Source organism: Nonomuraea sp. NPDC003707 (assembly GCF_053587055.1).
On record NZ_JBSFNK010000036.1, the window covers coordinates 106,278 to 124,594 of the forward strand.

Genomic DNA, 18,317 nt, shown 5'->3' on the forward strand with positions numbered 1-18,317 from the left:
TACGGCGTACGTACCGGATCTGGCGGGCGGGATCTAGCGGGCCCTCCTGCGCAGGCCGTCGAGGTCGTGGATGACCACGCGCCGCCGCCCGGTCTCGATGAGCCCCCGGTCGCGCAGCGTGCGCAGCGCCTTGCTGACCGCCTCGCGGGAGGCGCCCGTCCAGCCGGCCAGCTCGTCCTGCGACAGGGGCAGCGCCACGCGTACCCCGCTGTTGGTCTTCTCGCCGTAGCGGTCGGCGAGCTCCAGCAGGCGCGTCGCGACCCGGCCCGTGGTGTCGAACGCGCCGTACTCGATGCGCTTCCTGTCCGCGTCCCGCAGCCTGCCGGTGACGAGCTGCATGAGCAGCACGGCGATGCGCCCGTGGGACTCCAGGAACGACGAGAAGTCCCGCACCACGATGCCCGCGATCGGCTCCAGCGCGGTCACCGTGGCCGAGCGGGGCGATCCGTCGATGGCCGACATCTCCCCGAGCAGCGCGCCGGGGCCGCGCACGGCCAGCACCACCTCGGTGCCGGCGCTCGTGTGCGACGAGCACTTGACCCGGCCCTCCGTCAGCACGAGGACCCAGTCGGACGTGTCACCCTCGTTGATCACGGTCGTGCCGCGATCCCAGCGTCGCGGGCGACCGGCCGCGCGCAGGGCCGCGACCTCCTCCTCGGTGAGCATGGACAGAAACTCGCCGGACTCTGGCTCCATGCGCCCGATTATGGCGGTACGGGAGTCACCCTTCTATTGCAAATCAGTCAGAACATACGCATTGACGAGCTCTTCCTTGCCCTTGAGGTTGAGCGGGCCCAGAGGGTTCACCGACGCGCCACGTCCCAGTTGCCGGAGCGTCGTCTCGCCGATGACGACCGTGCCCGGCTCGGCGATGCCCTCGAGTCTGGCGGCCACGTTCACGCAGTCGCCCATCGCGTTGAAGCCGCGCAGCTCCGGGCTGCCGATGTTGCCGACCAGCGCGGGACCGGTGTTGACGCCCACCCTGAACGTCGGCCACGGGACGTCGTCCACCCGCTTCCACGCCATCTCCTCGGCCACCTCGGCGGCGGCCCGCTGCATCTCCAGCGCGGCCTTGCAGGCGGCCCGCGCGTGGCCCGCCTGGGCTGCGGGCGCGTTGAACAGGGCCAGCAGCGCGTCGCCGACGAACTGCACGATCGTGCCGCCGTTGTTGAGGATGCAGGGGACGGCGGCCGTGTGGTAGCGGTTGAGCATCTCGACGATCTCGCCCGGCGTGACCTTCTCGGAGAACGTCGTGAAGCCCTTGAGGTCGGCGAAGAGCGCGGTCAGCTCCTTCAGCTCGCCGCCCAGCGCGGCCTGCGCCGGGTCGGCCAGCAGGGCGTTGGCCACGTCGGGCGACATGTACTGCCGGAAGAGCGTGTCGAGCTCCTGGTAGAGGCGGGCGTTCTCCAGCGAGATCGACAGCTGCCCGGCCAGCGTGGCGGCCAGCGCCTCGTCCTGCTGGGTGCGCCCGATGGGCACCTCCAGCACGCCCGCCAGGTGGCCCTTGACCGTCAGGGGGAAGGCCAGCAGGTTGTCGCGCCTGATGGGCTCGTTGTCGGCGAACTCGTACTCGCGCGAGCCGATCTCCGTCCTGCCCTCCGCGACCAGGCCGATCTTCACGTCGCCGTACGCCTGCCGCACCCGGTCCAGGGCCGTGGCCAGGAGCTGGTCCTCGGGCAGGCCCACCCGGGTCTGGGCGCTCACGGCCACCATGGCGGACAGCCGCCCGGACAGCTCGCGCTCGTTGGCCAGCGCCTCGCCCGCCCGGTCGAGCACCGCGACCTGGCTCTCGTTCAGCCGGAACTTGCCCGACAGCCGGGCCGCGGCCAGCGGCTCGCCCCGCCGTACGTGCTCGACCAGCTCCTCAAGGGCCTTGTCGTAGTCCTGCTGGATGCGCCGCACGGTCGCCGCCAGCGTCACCGAGTCGAACAGGCCCGCGCTCGACCCCTCCCGCCTGAACTGCAGGTAGGCGCTGTAGGCCACGAAGACGAAGGCCAGCGTGAGCAGCAGGTGCCACTCCCACCAGGACAGATGCCAGTTGAGCTGCGACATCCCGGCGATCATGGCCTCGGCCAGCAGCGCGTACGCCGTGATCAGGCTGATCAGCATGGCCGACGGGCGCTTGCGGTGCAGCAGGAACATCATCACGCTCGCCGCGCCGTACAGCAGGACGCCGGGAATCGACGCCCAGGCCAGCCAGTCGACCGGGGAGGCCGGCGGCGGCTCGCTGAGCCGCGTCAGCCCCGGGACCAGCGACGTGACGCCCCAGATGAGCATGAAGCCGAACAGCACCGCGCGGATGAAGTGCTGGGCGTCCAGGACCTTCCTGGCCGCCGCGTCGCCCAGCGGCAGCGCCGAGGCGAACGCGAACGCCGCCGCGACGGAGAGCCCCACCTGCTGGCCCACGTCGAAGCCCAGCGAGCCGATCGGCAGGATGATGTCCGGTGTGGCCAGGCCGTGCATGAAGAAGAAGCCGGCACTGCTCAGGAAGACCATGGACACGAGGAACAGCCGGGCATCCTGGCGGCGCCGCGACGCCTCGCTGATCATCACTCCGAGAACCACGTTGATCCCGGCCACCGTGATGATCATCCAGAAGTGGCTGAGGTTGTGGTGCCACATGACGTTGAACTGGGGCTGGGCCAGCAGCACCCAGAGCCCCAGCAGCGGCAGGACCAGGTGGATCCCCCAGACCGCGCCGCGTACGGGCTGGGTGGCCGGAGGCAGGTAGGGGGTTGACACAGACCCGATTATCCCCCGGAGATCGACGCGGCCAATGCGTCGTTTTACTCACCGCTGTCTCCAAATCCTGTCAATCTGGTCAGTAACCCTCCGTTTCGTAATGGATACGTTATGTAGTTCTTGCCATCTCTTGGAACGATTGAAACGTGAATCTCATGGACAACATGAGCATCACTTGTTCCGGAAGGACAGCCGTGGCTAACAAGATTCGCGGTGGGCGCACGCTCACCCTCGCCGCCGTGGGGGCGCTGGCCGCCTCGCTCCTCACTGTCGGTGGCGTCGCCACCGCATCGTCGGCCGCCGGCGAGGTGCACGCCTGCGTGCACAAGAAGACGCGGTACGCCCGCATCGTCAACCCCGCCACGAAGTGCCGGAAGACGGAGGAGCGGATCCTGATCGGCGGCGCCTCCCAGACGACCATCCAGCAGGGCCAGCAGGGGGCGCAGGGCGCGAAGGGCGAGACCGGCCCGGCCGGCCCCCAGGGGCCGAAGGGCGCGGACGGCAAGAACGGCCTGCCCGGCAAGGACGGCAAGGACGGCCTCCCTGGCAAGGACGGCCAGGACGGTCTGCCCGGCAAGAACGGCCAGGACGGTCTGCCTGGCAAGGACGGCAAGAACGGTCGGGACGGTCTGCCTGGCAAGGACGGCAAGAACGGTCTGCCTGGCAGGAATGGCCACGACGGCGAGGATGGCAAGGACGGCCTCCCCGGCAAGCCGGGCGAGAAGGGCCCCCAGGGTCCGGCGGGTCCGCAGGGCCCGCAGGGTCCGAAGGGTGACTCCGGCGACGGCGCGAGCTACACCACCTACACCAGGACCGCGTCCCTGAACTCGACCGGCTCCGCGACGGCCAGCTGCGAGAAGGGCGGCATGGCGACCGGCGGCGGCTTCTCGTTCAGCGCCCTCAAGAACGCCATCGTCATGAGCAGTGCGCCCAGCAGCAGCGGCAGCGGATGGACGGTGAGCGTGGCCAAGGACGACAACGGCTACAACACCTACTCCTCCGCCACCGACACCGCGGACCAGAAGACCACGACCAGCAGCGGCAACCACGGCACCAACGTCAGCGGCACCGTCTACGTCGTCTGCCTGGGCCAGAAGAAGGCCTGACACGCGAAGAAGGGCCGGTACGGGCACCCCGTACCGGCCCTCCGGAAGACCGTCAGCCGAACAGCGCGGGCAGCGCCGCCGAGTGCGTCTCCCGCAGCTCCTCGACCGGCACCTCGAACACGCCCTCGACCACCAGCGAAGCGCCTCCGGTCGTGCCGAGCCCGTAGCAGGGCACCTCGTGCCGCCCGCACAGCGACGCGAACTCCTCGTAGGCCTCCGGCCGCACCGCGACCAGCGCCCGCGCGGCGGACTCGCTGAACAGGTCGGTGAAGGCGTCCCCGCTCAGCGCCACCGAGGCCCCGACGCCCCGCGCCAGGCACGACTCCGCCAGCGCGACGGCCAGCCCGCCGTCCGACAGGTCGTGCGAGCCCTCCAGCAGCCCCCTCTTGGCGGCCTCCACCAGCACGGTCGCCAGCGCCTGCTCGGCGTGCAGGTCGGCCCGGGGCGGCAGCCCGCCCAGGTGGCGGTGCGCGACGTGCGCCCACTCCGAGCCGCCGAACTCCTCGTGCGTGTCGCCGAGCAGCACGACCTTCAGCCCTTCGGCGGTGAACCCGGACGGCACCCGCTTGGCCACGTCCTCGATGACGCCCAGCACGCCCACGACCGGCGTGGGGTGGATGGCCGTCGAGCCCGTCTGGTTGTAGAAGGAGACGTTCCCGCCGGTCACCGGCACGCCCAGGGTGCGGCACGCGTCGGCCAGGCCGCGCACGGCCTCGGCGAACTGCCACATGACCTCGGGGTCCTCGGGCGATCCGAAGTTGAGGCAGTTGGTCACGGCCAGCGGCTTGGCGCCGGTCACGGCCACGTTCCGGTACGCCTCGGCCAGCGCCAGCTGCGCCCCCGCGTACGGGTCGAGCTTGGCGTAGCGGCCGTTGCCGTCGGTGGACAGCGCGATGCCCCTGGTCGTCGGCTCCGCGCCGGCGATGACCTCCGAGATCCGCAGCATCCCCGCGTCCGCCGGCTGGGCCAGCACGGTGTTGGAGCGGACATAGCGGTCGTACTGGGAGGTCACCCACTCCTTGGAGGCCAGGTTGGGCGAGCCGAGGAGCTGGAACAGCGTGGCCCGCAGGTCCGCGGGCCGCTCCAGCCGGTCGGGCGTGTCGGCGTTGAGCGTGGCCTGCCCGGACGGCTCGTGGTACGGGCGCTCGTAGACGGGCCCGTCGTCGGCCGCCGTGCCCGGCGGGATGTCCACGATGACCTCGCCGTCCCAGGTCATGACCAGGCGGCCGGTGTCGGTGACCTCGCCGATGACGGTGGCGGGGACATCCCACTTGTCGCAGATCGCCATGAACGCCGCGATGTCATCGGGCCGGACCACGGCCATCATCCGCTCCTGCGACTCGCTCATGAGGATCTCCTCGGGCCTGAGCGAGGGGTCGCGGAGCGGGACGAGGTTGAGGTCGACGTGCATGCCACCGGTGCCCTTGGCGGCCAGCTCGGTCGTCGCGCACGACACCCCGGCCGCGCCGAGGTCCTGGATGCCGACGACCACGTCGGCCGCGTACAGCTCCAGGCAGCACTCGATGAGCAGCTTCTCCATGAACGGGTCGCCCACCTGCACGGCGGGCCGCTTGGCGTGCGACTCGTCCTCGAAGGTCGCCGACGCGAGCACGGAGGCGCCGCCGATGCCGTCGGGGCCGGTGGACGCGCCGAACAGCACGACCTTGTTGCCCGGGCCGGGCGCGGTGGCCAGCTTGATCTGGTCCTTGCGGAGCAGGCCCACGCACAGGGCGTTGACCAGCGGGTTGCCGATGTAGCAGGGGTCGAAGACGACCTCGCCGCCGATGTTGGGCAGGCCCAGGCAGTTTCCGTAGTGGCTGATGCCCTCGACCACGCCGGGCAGGACCCGGCGGGTGTCCACGGCGTCCGCGCCGCCGAAGCGCAGCGCGTCCATCACCGCGATCGGGCGCGCGCCCATCGACATGATGTCGCGGACGATCCCGCCGACGCCGGTGGCCGCGCCCTGGTGCGGCTCGACGTAGGACGGGTGGTTGTGCGACTCGATCTTGAACGTGGCCGCCCAGCCGTCGCCGATCTCCACCACGCCGGCGTTCTCACCCATGCCCACGAGCAGCGCGTCGGACTTGGGCGCCTTGGTGGCGAACTGCTTGAGATGCACCTTGGACGACTTGTACGAGCAGTGCTCGGACCACATGACGCTGTAGATGGCCAGCTCGGAGCCGGTGGGACGGCGACCCAGGATGTCCTTGACTCGGTCGTACTCGTCCTGCTTCATCCCCAGCTCGGCGAAGGGCATCGGCTCGTCGGGCGTCTCCGCCGCCCGCTTCACGTTATCGGTCATGCGTTCACCAGCTTCTTGAGGACGGAGGTGAAGAACCCGAGGCCGTCGGTGCTGGGCGCGCCGACCAGGTCCTCGACCGCGTGCTCGGGGTGCGGCATGAGGCCGACCACGTTGCCCGCCTCGTTACGGATGCCCGCGATGTCGTTGAGCGAGCCGTTGGGGTTGCCGCCGACGTAGCGCACGACCACGTGGCCGCCCGACTCCAGCGCGGCCAGGGTGTCCTCGGAGGCCACGTAGCGGCCTTCGCCGTGCTTGACGGGCAGCACGATCTCCTGGCCGGGCTCGAAGGAGCTGGTCCAGGGGGTGGCCGTCTGCTCGATCCGGACCCGCTGGTCACGGCAGACGTAGTGGAGCGAGGCGTTGCGGGTCAGCGCGCCGGGCAGCAGATGGGCCTCGCAGAGGATCTGGAACCCGTTGCAGGTGCCAATCACGGGCAGCCCCGCCCTGGCGGCCGGGACGAGCTCGTCCATCAGCGGCGCGAACCGGGAGATGGCGCCGCAGCGCAGGTAGTCGCCGTAGGAGAAGCCGCCGGGCAGGAAGACGGCGTCGACCCCCTTCAGGTCGTGGTCGGCGTGCCACAGCGGCACCGCCTCCGCGCCCACGAGGCGTACGGCCCTGGCGGCGTCCTGGTCGTCGAGAGTTCCTGGAAACGTGACTACGCCCACACGGGCAGCGCTCATGACAGTCGTCCCCTCCGAGGAATGCGCGCGCACGCGCCACCGTCTCTTCGGGTGGACGGCGGTCTGCGGCGGTGTCTTCAGATTATCGGGTGCTGCCGGGTGGTCCACATCGGCTCGTGCGTCGGGCGGAGGCGCAGGTCAGACTGCCGCCAGCTCGCGGGGACGGGCGTCGGCCGAGTCGTCCCAGGCGAGGTGCTTGCGCAGGTGGACCGTGGTGCCACGGCCGGGTGTGATGCCGAAGGAGATCTCGTCCACCACGGAGCGCATGATCAGCAGACCACGGCCGTTCTCCGTGTCGGGTGGAGGGAAGTGCGGCGGCATCGTCGGCAGCCCGTCGCCGTTGTCCGCGATGCGCACGTCGCAGCGGCCGTAGCCGATCGCCGCGCTCACTTCGTAGCGGTTGGCAGGACCTCCGTGCCGCACCGCGTTGGAGCACGCCTCGGAGACGGCGAGGAGCATGTCCGCGATGCACGTCTCACTCACGTTGAGTGAACGCATGGCATCGCCCAGCACTCGCCTGACCATCGGAATGCCGATCGCATCCCGAGGCAGTGCCAACGAGAACTCAATATCCACCGGACTCCTCCGGGCGCCAGACCGTCACCTGGAGTAGGTTTCCCTGTGAAAACGGGGCTAACCGCAAAATCACGTTGTTGTTATTTAGTGTTGGCACGCCCGTGGCATTGTGCCGCCTCCGAACCCCGCTTTAACCGGCCAGGGGGGAATCCGGGCGGCAAATCTCCCCTAATCCTCAACCCGGACGCTGTAGTCCTCGATCACCGTGTTGGCGAGCAGGGTCTCGGCCATCTTGCGGATCTCCTCCAGCGCCGCCTCGTCGGCCGGGCCGTCGAGCTCGACCTCGAAGCGCTTGCCCTGGCGCACGGCCGAGACGCCGGAGAAGCCGAGCCTGGGCAGTGCCCTGGCGATCGCCTGGCCCTGCGGGTCGAGGATCTCGGGCTTCAACATGACGTCCACGATGACGCGGGCCACTGCGTTCCTCCTGGATGCGGCGGGTGACTGGGAAGCACAGCCTACCGGCGCGTGTGGCTGTCGACACAACGGGAACGGGGAGGGCATGGGGCTTGCGCGCAGGGCTGTGACGTCTGCCACGATGTCCCCAAACGCGTACGAACCACCACCAGATGGTTCATCGCTTGGAAGGCGGGCCTCAAAGGTGGCAACCCCATCGAAGACCTGCCCTGACGACCGCACAGGAGTGGCACGTGACAGCCGACGCCTCTCGTGGTGCTGACGCACCTCCGGAGCTCGTCCAGTTGCTCACCCCCGAGGGCGAGCGGGTTGAGCACCCCGACTACGACATCGACCTGACCGATGAGGAGGTCCGGTCGCTCTACCGCGACCTGGTCCTCGTACGGCGCATCGACCTGGAGGCCGTGGCGCTGCAACGCCAGGGCGAGCTGGGCATCTGGGCCTCGCTGCTGGGCCAGGAGGCGGCCCAGATCGGCTCGGGCCGCGCATTGACCGACTCCGACATGGCCTTTCCCACCTACCGCGAGCACGGCGTGGCGTGGTGCCGCGACGTCGACCCGGTGAAGCTGCTGGGCCTGTTCAGAGGCGTGAACCACGGCGGCTGGGACCCCAAGGAACACAACTTCCACCTGTACACGATCGTGATCGGCAGCCAGACCCTCCACGCGGTCGGCTACGCGATGGGCATCCAGCGCGACGACGCCAGCGCCGCCACGATCGTCTACTTCGGCGACGGCGCCACCTCGCAGGGCGACGTGAACGAGTCGTTCATCTGGGCCAGCGTGTTCAACGCGCCGATCGTGTTCTTCTGCCAGAACAACCAGTGGGCCATCTCCGAGCCCCTGGAGAAGCAGACCCGCATCCCCCTCTACCGGCGCGCCTCCGGCTTCGGCTTCCCGGGGATCAGGGTGGACGGCAACGACGTGTTCGCCTGCCTGGCCGTGACCAGGAAGGCGCTGGAGGCTGCCCGCACCGGTCAGGGGCCGACGCTCATCGAGGCGTTCACGTACCGGATGGGCGCCCACACCACCACCGACGACCCGACGCGCTACCGCGTGGCCAGCGAGCTGGAGGCGTGGAAGCTCAAGGACCCGATCGAGCGGGTCAGGTCGTACCTGTTCAAGAACGAGCACGCCGACCCGTCGTTCTTCGACTCCGTCGACGCCGAGGCCGACCAGCTCGGGGCCGACCTGCGCAGGCGCTGCCTGGCCATGCCCGACCCCCAGCCGCTCGACATCTTCGACCACGTCTACCGCGAGCCCCACGCCCTGATGGACCAGGAGCGCGCCCAGTACGCCGCTTACTTGGAGGGGTTCGCCAAATGACCGTGATGAGCTTGTCCAAGGCGCTCAACGAGGGCATGCGCAAGGCCATGGAGGACGACTCCAAGGTCCTCATCATGGGTGAGGACGTCGGCAAGCTGGGCGGCGTCTTCCGGGTCACCGACGGCCTGCAGAAGGACTTCGGCGAGGACCGCGTCATCGACACGCCGCTGGCGGAGTCGGGCATCATCGGCACCGCGATCGGGCTGGCGCTGCGGGGCTACCGGCCGGTGTGCGAGATCCAGTTCGACGGGTTCGTCTTCCCGGCCGCCGACCAGATCATCACGCAGCTCGCCAAGATGCCGATGCGCTCGCTCGGCGCGATCAAGCTCCCGGTCGTCGTACGCATCCCGTGCGGCGGCGGCATCGGCGCGGTCGAGCACCACAGCGAGTCGCCCGAGGCGTACTTCACCCACACGGCCGGCCTGCGCGTCGTGTCCTGCTCCAACCCGGCCGACGCGTACACCATGATCCAGCAGGCCATCCGCAGCGACGATCCGGTGATCTTCTTCGAGCCCAAGCGGCGCTACTGGGAGAAGGCCGACATCGACACCGGCTCCACCGACTGGTGGCCGCCGCTGCACGCGGCCCGGGTCGTGCGGCCCGGGTCCGACGTCACGCTGCTGGCCTACGGCCCCATGGTCAAGACGTGCCTGGAGGCCGCCACGGCCGCCGAGGAGGACGGCCGTTCGCTGGAGGTGATCGACCTGCGCTCGCTCAACCCGCTGGACGAGCCGGCCGTGATGGACTCCGCGCGCCGTACCGGGCGGGTGGTGGTCGTCCACGAGGCCCCCGTCAACAGCGGTTTCGGGGCCGAGCTGGCGGCCAGGATCACGGAGCAGTGCTTCTACCACCTGGAGTCGCCGGTGCTCAGGGTCGGCGGCTTCTCCACCCCCTACCCGCCGTCGAAGCTGGAGGAGCACTACCTGCCCGATCTGGACCGGGTGCTCGACGCCGTCGACCGGGCCTTCGGGTACTGAGGGGGGTTCTCATGCGACGCGAGTTCAAGCTCCCCGACGTCGGCGAAGGGCTGACGGAGGCCGAGGTCGTCCGCTGGCACGTCGAGGCGGGTGACACGGTCAAGGTCAACCAGATCGTCGTGGAGATCGAGACGGCCAAGTCGATCGTCGAGCTCCCGATCCCCTGGGACGGGGTGGTCGCGGACCTGCTGGCCGAGGCGGGCCAGACGGTCGACGTCGGCGCCCCCATCATCGCCGTCGAGACCTCCGAAGGCGCCGCTCCCGTCTCGGAGGAGGCCAAGGCCCTGGCCGAGGACATGGTGCCCACGCCTCCGGCGGAGGGCGCCGTCGAGCCCGGGGCCCACGGCAGCCCGGCGCCCAAGGAGGAGCGCCAGGCGGTCCTGGTCGGCTACGGCGTCAAGACCGGCGCCACCAAGCGCCGCCCCCGCAAGCCCCAGGTTTCCGGCATCCCGGCGAAGCCGGTGGCCAACCCCTCCCGCGTGGAGGTGGACGGCGGCCCTGCCCCTGCTCCTGCCCCTGTCGCGCCGCCGGCCGGCCGGGTCGGCGTCCTCGCCAAGCCACCCGTACGGAAACTGGCCAGGGATCTCGGCGTCGACCTGTCCACCCTCGCCGGCACCGGCCCCGAGGGCTCGATCACCCGCGAGGACGTCCACGCCGCGGCGGAGGCCTGGGCGGCCCCGGTCGCCGAGGTGGCGGCGGCCGAGCGGCCGGAGGAGCGCATCCCCGTCAAGGGCGTGCGCAAGATGACCGCCCAGGCCATGGTCGCCAGCGCCTTCACCGCTCCGCACGTCACCGAGTTCCTCCAGCTCGACGTGACGAACACCATGGAGACGGTGCAGCGCCTGCGCACCTTCCGGGACTTCGCGGACGTCAAGGTGTCCCCGCTGCTGCTGGTGGCCAAGGCGGTCCTCACCGCCGTCAAACGCCACCCGATGATCAACTCGTCGTGGGACGAGGCGGCGCAGGAGATCGTGCTCAAGCGCTACGTGAACCTGGGGATAGCCGCCGCCACCCCCCGCGGCCTCGTGGTGCCCAACGTCAAGGACGCCCACACCCTGTCGCTCCCCGAGCTGGCCGGGCGGCTGGCCGAGCTCACGGAGACCGCCAGGGCGGGCCGCACCCAGCCGGCCGAGATGGCCGGCGGCACCTTCACCATCACCAACGTCGGCGTCTTCGGCGTCGACGCCGGCACCCCGATCCTGAACCCCGGCGAGGCCGCCATCCTCGCCGTCGGCCAGATCAGGGACATGCCGTGGGTGGTGGACGGCGAGCTGGCGGTGCGCAAGGTGACCACCCTGGCCCTGTCGTTCGACCACCGCATCGTGGACGGCGAGCTGGGCTCGATGTTCCTGCGCGACGTCGGCGACATGCTGGAGGACCCGCTGCACATGCTGGCCTGGAGCTAGCCGGGAAAGCCTACGGCGACCGCCGGGAGGACCCCTCCCCCGGCGATCGCCGTAGGCCGGGGACACCCGCACCCATCCCGTACAGAGTCACGCCGTCGCGATCTGATACACCTGATCGCATGATTCGCCACATCGTGTTGTTCACCTGGACCGAGGCCGCGACCGACGAGCAGAAGGAGACGGTGACCACCGAGCTGGGCAAGCTGCCCGGCATCATCCCGCAGCTCCGCTCGTACACCGTGGGCCCGGACGCGGGCATCAACCAGGGCAACCACGACTACGCGGTGGTGGCCGACTTCGACGACGTCGACGACTACCTGGTCTACCGCGACCACCCGCAGCATCAGGCGGTGATCGTGGAGCACATCAGGCCGATCCTGGCCTCTCGGGCCGCGGTGCAGCTCAGCCTCTAGATCTCCGGCGGGTTGTTCTCGCGGTGCATCAGCCGGCCCTCGGAAGTGCGGCCTCTCCTGGGGGCCAGCACGACGCTCAGCACCACTCCCACGCCACCGACGATCATGAAGATGAGCCCGACGACGTCCATGTGGACGGCCTTGCCGAACACGTCGGGCTCGATCGCGAATCTCAGGATGGCGCCAAGCGTGAGGAAGAAGATGCTTACCCCGACACCCATGACGACCTCCAGGCAAACGGCGAGTACAGCCACGGTCATACCCGGGTACAGAAGATCACACCCGTAACATCTCAGGCGAGGCAGGACAAAGGCTTGCCGCCGTTGTAGGTGATCATGTCGAACACGGCGGTGGCCAGGTCGATCGGCGCGCCCAGCGGCTGCCCGTCGAGCTCGGCATAGGCGCGGTGCAGGTTGCCCACGATGCGCTCGGAGTCCAGCAGCCCGCCCCACTCGCCCAGGTCGGCCTCCCTGGCCGCCTCCAGCGGTGACAGGCCCGCCGCCCGGCCCCGCGCCGCGGTCTCCTGCACGAACCGCAGGTAACCCTCGACCCGGTCGTACGCCTCCGGCCCGCACACCCCGCCGTGGCCCGGCACGACGGTCTCCGCCCCCAGCGCCCTGAGCTGGTCGAGCGCGTCCAGCGCCCCGGCGACCGAGCCCATCAGGACGAACGGCGTGCCGCCGTTGAAGACGAGGTCGCCCGAGAACAGCAGCCGCCGCTCGGGAATCCACACGTACGAGTCGTTCGTCGTGTGCGCGGCGTGGCCCACGTGCCTCACCTCGCACCGCAGGTCGTCGGAGTGCAGGGCGATCCGGTCGGTGAAGGTGAGGAACGGCGGCGCCACCTCCATCTCGCCCCACTCCACCTCGGGCGACCACGCGGCGCGGTAGGTGGGGACGCCGTCGGCCAGGATCTGCTCCCGCACGCCCTCGTGCCCGACGATCGTGGCCTCGGGGAAGAGCCAGTTGCCGAACGTGTGGTCGCCGTGGTGGTGGGTGTTGACCAGCGTGGTGATCGGTCGGTCGGTGACCGTGCCGATGGCCTCGCGGAAGGCCCGCGTACGGCGCTCGGTCGAGCAGGCGTCGACGCAGATCACGCCGCGCCGGCCGGCCAGGAAGCCGGTGTTGTTGATCCACCAGCTCCCGTCGGGCTGGATGTAGGCGAAGACGCCCTCGGACACCTCTTCGACCCGGGGCGGAGGAAGGGGATGATCGTGCGAAGTCGAGCTCATGCCGCGACCGTACTCCCTCGAAGCACCCCCGCCCCTACGGTTTAGAAGGCCTCCTCGGGGAGCTCCATGAGCTCCTGCCCGGTGGAGTCCACGATCCGGCGCTCCGTCGCCAGCCGCGGCAGGACCGTCTTGGCGAAGAACGAGGCCGCGGCCACCTTGCCCAGGTAGAACGGGTCCTCGCCGTCGGCCAGCCTGGCCAGCGCCACCTCGGCCTGCCGCAGCAGCAGCCAGCCGATCACCAGGTCGCCCAGCGCGAGCAGGAGCCGGGTGGTGTTCAGCCCGACCTTGTACACCTCGGCCGGCGCCTCCAGCGAGCCCAGCGCCCAGCCCGCCATGGTGTCGCCCATGGCCTTGACCTCGGCGGCGGCCTCCGCGAGGAGCTTGCGCTCCTCCTTGAGCCGGCCGTTGCCCGCCTCCGAGCCGGCGAACTCGCCGATCTCGGCCAGCAGCGACCCGACCGCCGCGCCCTGGTTGCGCAGGATCTTCCGGAAGAACAGGTCCAGGCCCTGGATCGCGGTCGTGCCCTCGTAGAGGGAGTCGATCTTGGCGTCCCGGATGTACTGCTCGATCGGGTAGTCCTGCAGGTAGCCCGAGCCGCCGAGGGTCTGCAGCGAGCGGGAGAGCAGCTCGTACGACCGCTCGGAGCCGACGCCCTTGACGATGGGCAGCAGCAGATCGTTCATCTCACTGGCGTGCCGGTCGTCGGGGTCGACCAGGAGGGTGTCCTGGAACGTGGCCGTGTAGAGCACCAGGGCCCGCATGCCCTCGGCGTACGACTTCTGCAGCATGAGCTCGCGCCGCACGTCGGGGTGGTGGGCGACGGAGACCCGCGGGGCGGCCTTGTCGGCCATCCGGGTCAGGTCCGCGCCCTGCAGGCGCGACTTGGCGTACTCCAGCGCGTTCAGGTAGCCGGTGGAGAGCGTGGCGATGGCCTTGGTGCCGACCATCATGCGGGCGTGCTCGATGACCATGAACATCTGCCTGATGCCCTCGTGCACGTCGCCCACCAGCCAGCCGACGGCCGGGTGCTTGTCGCCGAACGTCAGCTCGCACGTCGTGGAGACCTTGAGTCCCATCTTCTTCTCGACGTTGGTGACGTAGACGCCGTTGCGCTCGCCCAGCTCGCCGGTCTCGAGATTCACGTGGAACTTCGGCACCAGGAACATCGACAGCCCCTTGGTGCCCGGGCCGTGGCCCTCGGGGCGGGCCAGCACGAGGTGGAAGATGTTCTCGGTCATGTCGTGCTCGGCGCTGGTGATGAAGCGCTTGACGCCCTCGATGTGCCAGCTGCCGTCCTCCTGGCGCACCGCCTTGGCACGCCCGGCGCCCACGTCGGAGCCGGCGTCCGGCTCGGTGAGGACCATCGTGGCGCCCCACTCGCGCTCGATGGCCAGCTCGGCGAAGCGCTTCTGCTCCGGCGTGCCGACCTTCCACAGCGTGTAGGCGAAGTTGGGGCCCGCGGCGTACATGTACAGCGCCGGGTTCGCGCCAAGCACCATCTCGGCCGTGGCCCAGGCCAGGCTCCTCGGGATGCCGGGACCGCCCAGCTCGGGGGGCAGGTCGAGGTTGGCCCAGCCGCCGTCCACCAGCGCCTTGTAGGACTTCTTGAAGCCCTCGGGCACCTTCACGGAGCTGGTCGCCGCGTCGAACACCGGCGGGTTCCTGTCGCCCTCCTCGAAGGAGTCGGCCAGGACGCCGGAGGCCAGCCTGTTGACCTCGTCAAGGATGCCCCGGGCGACCTCCTCGTCCACGTCCGCAAAGGGCCCTGTGCCGAGGATCTCACGTCGCCCGAACACCTCGAAGAGGTTGAATTCCAGGTCTCGCACGTTGCTCTTGTAGTGGCCCATGGGGTCGATCTCCTTGAACCGAGGGGTATTCGTACTGGCGAGTAACCTTACTCTGCAATGCTACCCGCGGGTAACCCCAGGTATGCGTGGCATGCTCGTCTCCATGGACGCCGAAGAACTCGCCGCGAGATGGCGAGAGCGCCTGGAATCATGGGCCATTCCCGACAAGATCATGGCCAAGGTTTCTGCCGACCCCTGGAGTCACTCGCCCGAGCGGTTCGGCACCCGTACCGACAGGGCGCTGGCCGAGCCCGACGACGGCCCCACCATGTCCCGGCTCTCGGAGGCGCTGCCCGACAAGGGCACGCTGCTCGACGTGGGCTCGGGCCCCGGCGCCTCGTCCCTGCCGCTGCACGAGCGCATCGGCCACCTCTACGCGGTGGACACCTCGGCGTCGATGCTGGAGGGGCTGACCGCCCGGGCGGAGAAGCTCGGCGTGCCGGTCACGGCGATCGAGGGGCGCTGGCCCGACGTGGCCGGGCGGGTGCCCATGGTGGACGTCACCGTCGCCGCCCACGTGATCTATAACGTCCTCGACCTGGCCGACTTCCTGCGGGCCCTCGACGAGCGCACGCAGGGGCGGGTGGTGCTGGAGCTCACGCACCGCCATCCCATGAGCTGGATGGCGCCGCTGTGGCAGCACTTCCACGGGGTGGACCGGCCGGTCCGGCCCATCGCCGAGGACTGCGTGGCGCTGGCCGCGGCGCTCGGCTACCCGGTGCAGGTGGAGGAACGGGAAGCTCCCCTGGAACGATTCACCTCGCTGGAGGACCTGGCGGCCAGCGCGTGCCGCAGGGTGTGCCTCGACCCGTCCAGGGCGGAGGAGGTCGCGGCCACGGTGATGGAGCTGGGCATGTGGCCGTTGCCGCGCGACCGATGGGTCACCATCTGGTGGGAATGATCCCGTCGAGGGCCGCGTTCTTGCTCATGAGCTGACAGCTCCCGGACGAGACGCGCCGTACCCGGAACGCCAAGACGACGCACGCACTGATGTCTCGTCCCAAGGGAGTTCTGATCATGGCGTGGATCGTCCTCGTGCTGGCCGGCGTCTTCGAAGTCGTCATGGCCCTTTCGCTCAAGCTCAGCAACGGGTTCGGCAATCTGTGGTGGACCCTGTCGTTCCTCGTCACGGCCGTGCTGAGCTTCGGCCTGCTCTCGTACGCGCTCAAGACCCTCGAAGTCGGCACCGCGTATGCCGTCTGGACCGGCGTCGGCGCGGCGGGCACCGCGGTGCTGGGCATGATCGCCATGGGGGACGAGGTCTCGCCGGCGCGCATCGTCTCGATCGCGCTGATCCTGGCGGGGGTCATCGGCCTGCGGGTGCTCGCCTGACCTTGACGTTTCGGCTCGTCACGGGTTGGGTGTCCGGATGATCGAAATTCATGCCGTGACCATCGACGCCGCCGACCCGTACGAGATCGCCACCTGGTGGAGCAAGGCCACCGGGCTGCCGCTCGGCGAGGGTGACAAGCCGGGCGACGACGAGGTCATGCTGCGTACCAAGCAGGACCCGTTCCTGCTGTTCATCCGCGTGCCCGAGGGCAAGACCGTGAAGAACCGGATCCACCTCGACGTCAACGGCACCGAGGGCAGGACCCGCGACCAGGAGGTCGAGCGGCTGATCGGGCTGGGCGCGACCGTCCACGACGACCTGCGGCAGCCCGACGGCACCGGCTGGGTGACGATGCTCGACCCGGAGGGCAACGAGTTCTGCGTGTGCCGGAGCCAGGCGGAGCGGGAGGCGCAGGGCTGAGCTCACCGGGCGGAATCGGCGCGGCCCCGCATGGTGAGGGTCAGGATGCCGGCGATCAGATAGACCAGCGCGCCGTGCCACAGCGCGTGCACGCCGGAGCCGAAGACCCCTTCGTGGTCGAGCACGAGCTGCACCGGATAGTCCAGCACGGCCGTGATGGCCGCGGGCAGCAGCGCGAACTTCCACGGGTGCTTCAGCGACCAGAGGCGGGCCTGGCGGGTCACCCGGTCGCCCTCGTGCGGCTTGGAGACCGCGCCGATCGCGGCGATCAGGGCGAACAGGCTGATGCCCAGGCCCAGCGCCCACACCAGGTCGCCACCGCCCGTGAGCACGCCCAGACCGAAGCTGGTCGCGGCCACGGCGCCGCCACCGACGGCGGCGGCCTTCCAGGGGGCGCCGCGGAGCGCGGCACCCGACAGCGAGACTTCGTCTCGTCGGCTGATTTCGTTCATGTCACTCATGGTGCCTTTTCGGCCCCCTTGGGGGCATCGGGGACGGACCCTGAGCCATCCCTGACATCATTCGGACATGCAGCAAAGTGAGAAAGTGCTCTTCCGCGAAGCCCGCAAGGAGGATGTGCCCGCGATCGTGGCGATGCTGGCCGACGACCATCTCGGCGCCACGCGCGAGGGCGACCCCGGCGACGAGCGCTACCTGGCGGCGTTCGAGCGGATCGACGCCAACCCGTACGACGAGCTGATCGTGGCCGAGCAGGACGGCGAGGTGGTGGGCACGATGCAGCTCACGTACCTGGCCGGGCTGTCGCGGCTGGGCGCCGAGCGGTGCCAGATCGAGGCCGTCAGGGTCGCCGCCGCCGCCCGCGGCCAGGGCCTCGGCGGCCGGATGATCAAGTGGGCCGTCGACCGGGCCCGGGAGCGTGGCTGCGCCGTCGTGCAGCTCACCTCCGACAAGTCACGTACGGACGCGCACCGCTTCTACGACAACCTCGGCTTCACGGCCTCCCACGAGGGCTACAAGCTCTCGCTGAGCTGATCCAGCATCCAGCGGCACCAGTCGGCCCGGTGCCGCTCGTAGCTCAGCCCGCAGCGCAACGTGGCGTAGTTGCCGAACCGGGGATCGCCGAAGGCGGGCGGCCCGTCGAATGACGCCTCCTGCCGCTCGTACTCGGCCAGCCGCTCCTCGTGCGCGGCGAGCTGGTCGGCGAACATCCGCCTGACCAGCTCCGGCTCGGCCAGCCACGACGCGTACGTCTTCAGCACCAGCTCGTCGCGCTCCGGCCGCTCGCGGGGCGGCTCGGTGACCCATTCCCGCAGCGCCGCCTGGCCCTCGGTGGTCAGGTGGTAGACCTTCCTGCCCTGCGGCCCCGGCCCGTGCTCGGCCTCGAACCCGACCAGCCCCACGGCCCGCAGCTTCTGCAGCTCGGCGTGGATCTGGCTGTGCCCGGCCGTCCAGAAGTAGCCGACGGGCCGCCGCATGGCCGCGGCGAGGTCGTACCCCGTGCGCTCGCCGCGCGCCAGCACGGCGAGGATCGCGAATCCCAGCGTTGAGGTCATGGTTCGCCCAAGGATATGGTGCTCCTACAAC

The 18,317-nt window shown here is 69.9% G+C and carries 20 protein-coding genes and 1 riboswitch; of the genes, 9 read left to right on the forward strand and 11 right to left on the reverse strand.

Going from position 1 to position 18,317, the window contains the following annotated elements; all coding sequences use genetic code 11:
• Nucleotides 1-33 precede the first annotated feature (33 nt).
• Nucleotides 34-696, reverse strand: coding sequence for a Crp/Fnr family transcriptional regulator (locus ACWDRB_RS53825; RefSeq protein ID WP_449908282.1), 663 nt, complete (start codon nt 694-696; stop codon nt 34-36).
• A gap of 33 nt (nt 697-729) precedes the next feature.
• Complete coding sequence (locus ACWDRB_RS53830) at nt 730-2,742, reverse strand: adenylate/guanylate cyclase domain-containing protein (protein WP_449908284.1); 2,013 nt, start codon at nt 2,740-2,742, stop codon at nt 730-732.
• A gap of 194 nt (nt 2,743-2,936) precedes the next feature.
• Here ACWDRB_RS53830 and ACWDRB_RS53835 point away from each other — a divergent pair, with 194 nt between their 5' ends.
• Complete coding sequence (locus tag ACWDRB_RS53835) at nt 2,937-3,848, forward strand: hypothetical protein (RefSeq protein WP_449908286.1); 912 nt, start codon at nt 2,937-2,939, stop codon at nt 3,846-3,848.
• Nucleotides 3,849-3,900: 52 nt separating this feature from the next.
• Here the strand turns inward: ACWDRB_RS53835 and purL are convergent, their stop codons facing one another.
• The 4 genes from purL to purS form a co-directional block, all read right to left on the reverse strand.
• Nucleotides 3,901-6,150, reverse strand: coding sequence for a phosphoribosylformylglycinamidine synthase subunit PurL (gene purL, locus ACWDRB_RS53840; protein WP_449908288.1), 2,250 nt, complete (start codon nt 6,148-6,150; stop codon nt 3,901-3,903).
• On the reverse strand, nt 6,147-6,830 hold the full coding sequence (gene purQ, locus ACWDRB_RS53845) for a phosphoribosylformylglycinamidine synthase subunit PurQ (RefSeq protein ID WP_355207756.1): 684 nt from the start codon (nt 6,828-6,830) through the stop codon (nt 6,147-6,149). The genes purL and purQ overlap by 4 nt, the downstream gene beginning before the upstream one ends.
• A 138-nt stretch (nt 6,831-6,968) precedes the next feature.
• On the reverse strand, nt 6,969-7,355 hold the full coding sequence (locus tag ACWDRB_RS53850; protein ID WP_350737367.1) for an ATP-binding protein: 387 nt from the start codon (nt 7,353-7,355) through the stop codon (nt 6,969-6,971).
• 219 nt (nt 7,356-7,574) lie between these two features.
• A complete protein-coding gene (purS, locus tag ACWDRB_RS53855) occupies nt 7,575-7,820 on the reverse strand; it encodes a phosphoribosylformylglycinamidine synthase subunit PurS (RefSeq protein WP_350737364.1) in 246 nt (81 codons plus the stop codon).
• A 233-nt stretch (nt 7,821-8,053) separates the two neighbouring features.
• On the opposite strand from purS, the gene pdhA reads away from it, so the two are divergent.
• The 4 genes from pdhA (at nt 8,054) to ACWDRB_RS53875 (ending at nt 11,941) form a co-directional block, all read left to right on the forward strand.
• Entirely contained in the window at nt 8,054-9,145 is a 1,092-nt protein-coding gene (gene pdhA / locus ACWDRB_RS53860) for a pyruvate dehydrogenase (acetyl-transferring) E1 component subunit alpha (protein ID WP_350737361.1), read from the forward strand.
• Nucleotides 9,142-10,122 carry an alpha-ketoacid dehydrogenase subunit beta gene (locus tag ACWDRB_RS53865; protein ID WP_355207764.1) on the forward strand — a complete coding sequence of 327 codons (981 nt, stop codon included), beginning with the start codon at nt 9,142-9,144 and terminating at the stop codon, nt 10,120-10,122. Before pdhA ends, ACWDRB_RS53865 begins: the two co-directional genes overlap by 4 nt.
• 11 nt (nt 10,123-10,133) lie before the next feature.
• Nucleotides 10,134-11,528: a dihydrolipoamide acetyltransferase family protein gene (locus ACWDRB_RS53870; protein WP_449908290.1), complete on the forward strand. Its 1,395-nt coding sequence runs from the start codon at nt 10,134-10,136 to the stop codon at nt 11,526-11,528.
• Between the two features lie 119 nt (nt 11,529-11,647).
• On the forward strand, nt 11,648-11,941 hold the full coding sequence (locus tag ACWDRB_RS53875; RefSeq protein WP_363983999.1) for a Dabb family protein: 294 nt from the start codon (nt 11,648-11,650) through the stop codon (nt 11,939-11,941).
• Here ACWDRB_RS53875 and ACWDRB_RS53880 read toward each other — a convergent pair.
• The 3 genes from ACWDRB_RS53880 to ACWDRB_RS53890 all read right to left on the reverse strand — a co-directional run bounded on the left by ACWDRB_RS53880 (nt 11,938) and on the right by ACWDRB_RS53890 (nt 15,019).
• Nucleotides 11,938-12,162 (reverse strand): hypothetical protein, encoded by a 225-nt coding sequence (locus tag ACWDRB_RS53880; protein ID WP_192788390.1) that lies wholly within the window; start codon nt 12,160-12,162, stop codon nt 11,938-11,940. The two genes, ACWDRB_RS53875 and ACWDRB_RS53880, sit on opposite strands and share 4 nt — an antisense overlap.
• A gap of 71 nt (nt 12,163-12,233) precedes the next feature.
• On the reverse strand, nt 12,234-13,172 hold the full coding sequence (locus ACWDRB_RS53885; protein WP_449908293.1) for an MBL fold metallo-hydrolase: 939 nt from the start codon (nt 13,170-13,172) through the stop codon (nt 12,234-12,236).
• A 41-nt stretch (nt 13,173-13,213) separates the two neighbouring features.
• The gene (locus tag ACWDRB_RS53890; RefSeq protein WP_449908295.1) at nt 13,214-15,019 is read right to left on the reverse strand and encodes an acyl-CoA dehydrogenase; all 1,806 of its coding nucleotides are present in this window, start codon (nt 15,017-15,019) and stop codon (nt 13,214-13,216) included.
• A gap of 103 nt (nt 15,020-15,122) precedes the next feature.
• Here ACWDRB_RS53890 and ACWDRB_RS53895 point away from each other — a divergent pair, with 103 nt between their 5' ends.
• From ACWDRB_RS53895 to ACWDRB_RS53905, 3 genes are all read left to right on the forward strand, one after another.
• Nucleotides 15,123-15,920, forward strand: a complete 798-nt coding sequence (locus tag ACWDRB_RS53895) for a class I SAM-dependent methyltransferase (RefSeq protein ID WP_449908297.1) — start codon at nt 15,123-15,125, stop codon at nt 15,918-15,920.
• A gap of 25 nt (nt 15,921-15,945) precedes the next feature.
• Nucleotides 15,946-16,004, forward strand: a riboswitch (guanidine-III (ykkC-III) riboswitch).
• Nucleotides 16,005-16,036: 32 nt separating this feature from the next.
• Entirely contained in the window at nt 16,037-16,351 is a 315-nt protein-coding gene (locus ACWDRB_RS53900; RefSeq protein ID WP_350737341.1) for a DMT family transporter, read from the forward strand.
• 37 nt (nt 16,352-16,388) lie between these two features.
• Entirely contained in the window at nt 16,389-16,772 is a 384-nt protein-coding gene (locus tag ACWDRB_RS53905) for a VOC family protein (protein ID WP_364853874.1), read from the forward strand.
• Nucleotides 16,773-16,774: 2 nt separating this feature from the next.
• Here ACWDRB_RS53905 and ACWDRB_RS53910 read toward each other — a convergent pair whose 3' ends face one another.
• Nucleotides 16,775-17,224, reverse strand: a complete 450-nt coding sequence (locus ACWDRB_RS53910) for a hypothetical protein (protein WP_449908300.1) — start codon at nt 17,222-17,224, stop codon at nt 16,775-16,777.
• A gap of 76 nt (nt 17,225-17,300) precedes the next feature.
• On the opposite strand from ACWDRB_RS53910, the gene ACWDRB_RS53915 reads away from it, so the two are divergent.
• Nucleotides 17,301-17,765: a GNAT family N-acetyltransferase gene (locus ACWDRB_RS53915; protein ID WP_355207778.1), complete on the forward strand. Its 465-nt coding sequence runs from the start codon at nt 17,301-17,303 to the stop codon at nt 17,763-17,765.
• Here the strand turns inward: ACWDRB_RS53915 and ACWDRB_RS53920 are convergent.
• Nucleotides 17,744-18,286, reverse strand: a complete 543-nt coding sequence (locus ACWDRB_RS53920) for a PadR family transcriptional regulator (protein WP_449908303.1) — start codon at nt 18,284-18,286, stop codon at nt 17,744-17,746. The two genes, ACWDRB_RS53915 and ACWDRB_RS53920, sit on opposite strands and share 22 nt — an antisense overlap.
• Nucleotides 18,287-18,317 lie beyond the last annotated feature (31 nt).

Excerpts from the sequence above, each read along its gene's own strand:
- ACWDRB_RS53825 (WP_449908282.1), bottom strand. The coding sequence starts at position 696 with ATGGAGCCAGAGTCCGGCGAGTTTCTGTCCATGCTCACCGAGGAGGAG.
- purL (WP_449908288.1), bottom strand. The coding sequence starts at position 6,150 with ATGACCGATAACGTGAAGCGGGCGGCGGAGACGCCCGACGAGCCGATG.
- purQ (WP_355207756.1), bottom strand. The coding sequence starts at position 6,830 with ATGAGCGCTGCCCGTGTGGGCGTAGTCACGTTTCCAGGAACTCTCGAC.
- ACWDRB_RS53850 (WP_350737367.1), bottom strand. The coding sequence starts at position 7,355 with ATGGTCAGGCGAGTGCTGGGCGATGCCATGCGTTCACTCAACGTGAGT.
- ACWDRB_RS53865 (WP_355207764.1), top strand. The coding sequence starts at position 9,142 with ATGACCGTGATGAGCTTGTCCAAGGCGCTCAACGAGGGCATGCGCAAG.
- ACWDRB_RS53870 (WP_449908290.1), top strand. The coding sequence starts at position 10,134 with ATGCGACGCGAGTTCAAGCTCCCCGACGTCGGCGAAGGGCTGACGGAG.
- ACWDRB_RS53875 (WP_363983999.1), top strand. The coding sequence starts at position 11,648 with ATGATTCGCCACATCGTGTTGTTCACCTGGACCGAGGCCGCGACCGAC.
- ACWDRB_RS53880 (WP_192788390.1), bottom strand. The coding sequence starts at position 12,162 with ATGGGTGTCGGGGTAAGCATCTTCTTCCTCACGCTTGGCGCCATCCTG.
- ACWDRB_RS53885 (WP_449908293.1), bottom strand. The coding sequence starts at position 13,172 with ATGAGCTCGACTTCGCACGATCATCCCCTTCCTCCGCCCCGGGTCGAA.
- ACWDRB_RS53890 (WP_449908295.1), bottom strand. The coding sequence starts at position 15,019 with ATGGGCCACTACAAGAGCAACGTGCGAGACCTGGAATTCAACCTCTTC.
- ACWDRB_RS53895 (WP_449908297.1), top strand. The coding sequence starts at position 15,123 with ATGGACGCCGAAGAACTCGCCGCGAGATGGCGAGAGCGCCTGGAATCA.
- ACWDRB_RS53900 (WP_350737341.1), top strand. The coding sequence starts at position 16,037 with ATGGCGTGGATCGTCCTCGTGCTGGCCGGCGTCTTCGAAGTCGTCATG.
- ACWDRB_RS53905 (WP_364853874.1), top strand. The coding sequence starts at position 16,389 with ATGATCGAAATTCATGCCGTGACCATCGACGCCGCCGACCCGTACGAG.
- ACWDRB_RS53910 (WP_449908300.1), bottom strand. The coding sequence starts at position 17,224 with ATGAACGAAATCAGCCGACGAGACGAAGTCTCGCTGTCGGGTGCCGCG.
- ACWDRB_RS53915 (WP_355207778.1), top strand. The coding sequence starts at position 17,301 with ATGCAGCAAAGTGAGAAAGTGCTCTTCCGCGAAGCCCGCAAGGAGGAT.
- ACWDRB_RS53920 (WP_449908303.1), bottom strand. The coding sequence starts at position 18,286 with ATGACCTCAACGCTGGGATTCGCGATCCTCGCCGTGCTGGCGCGCGGC.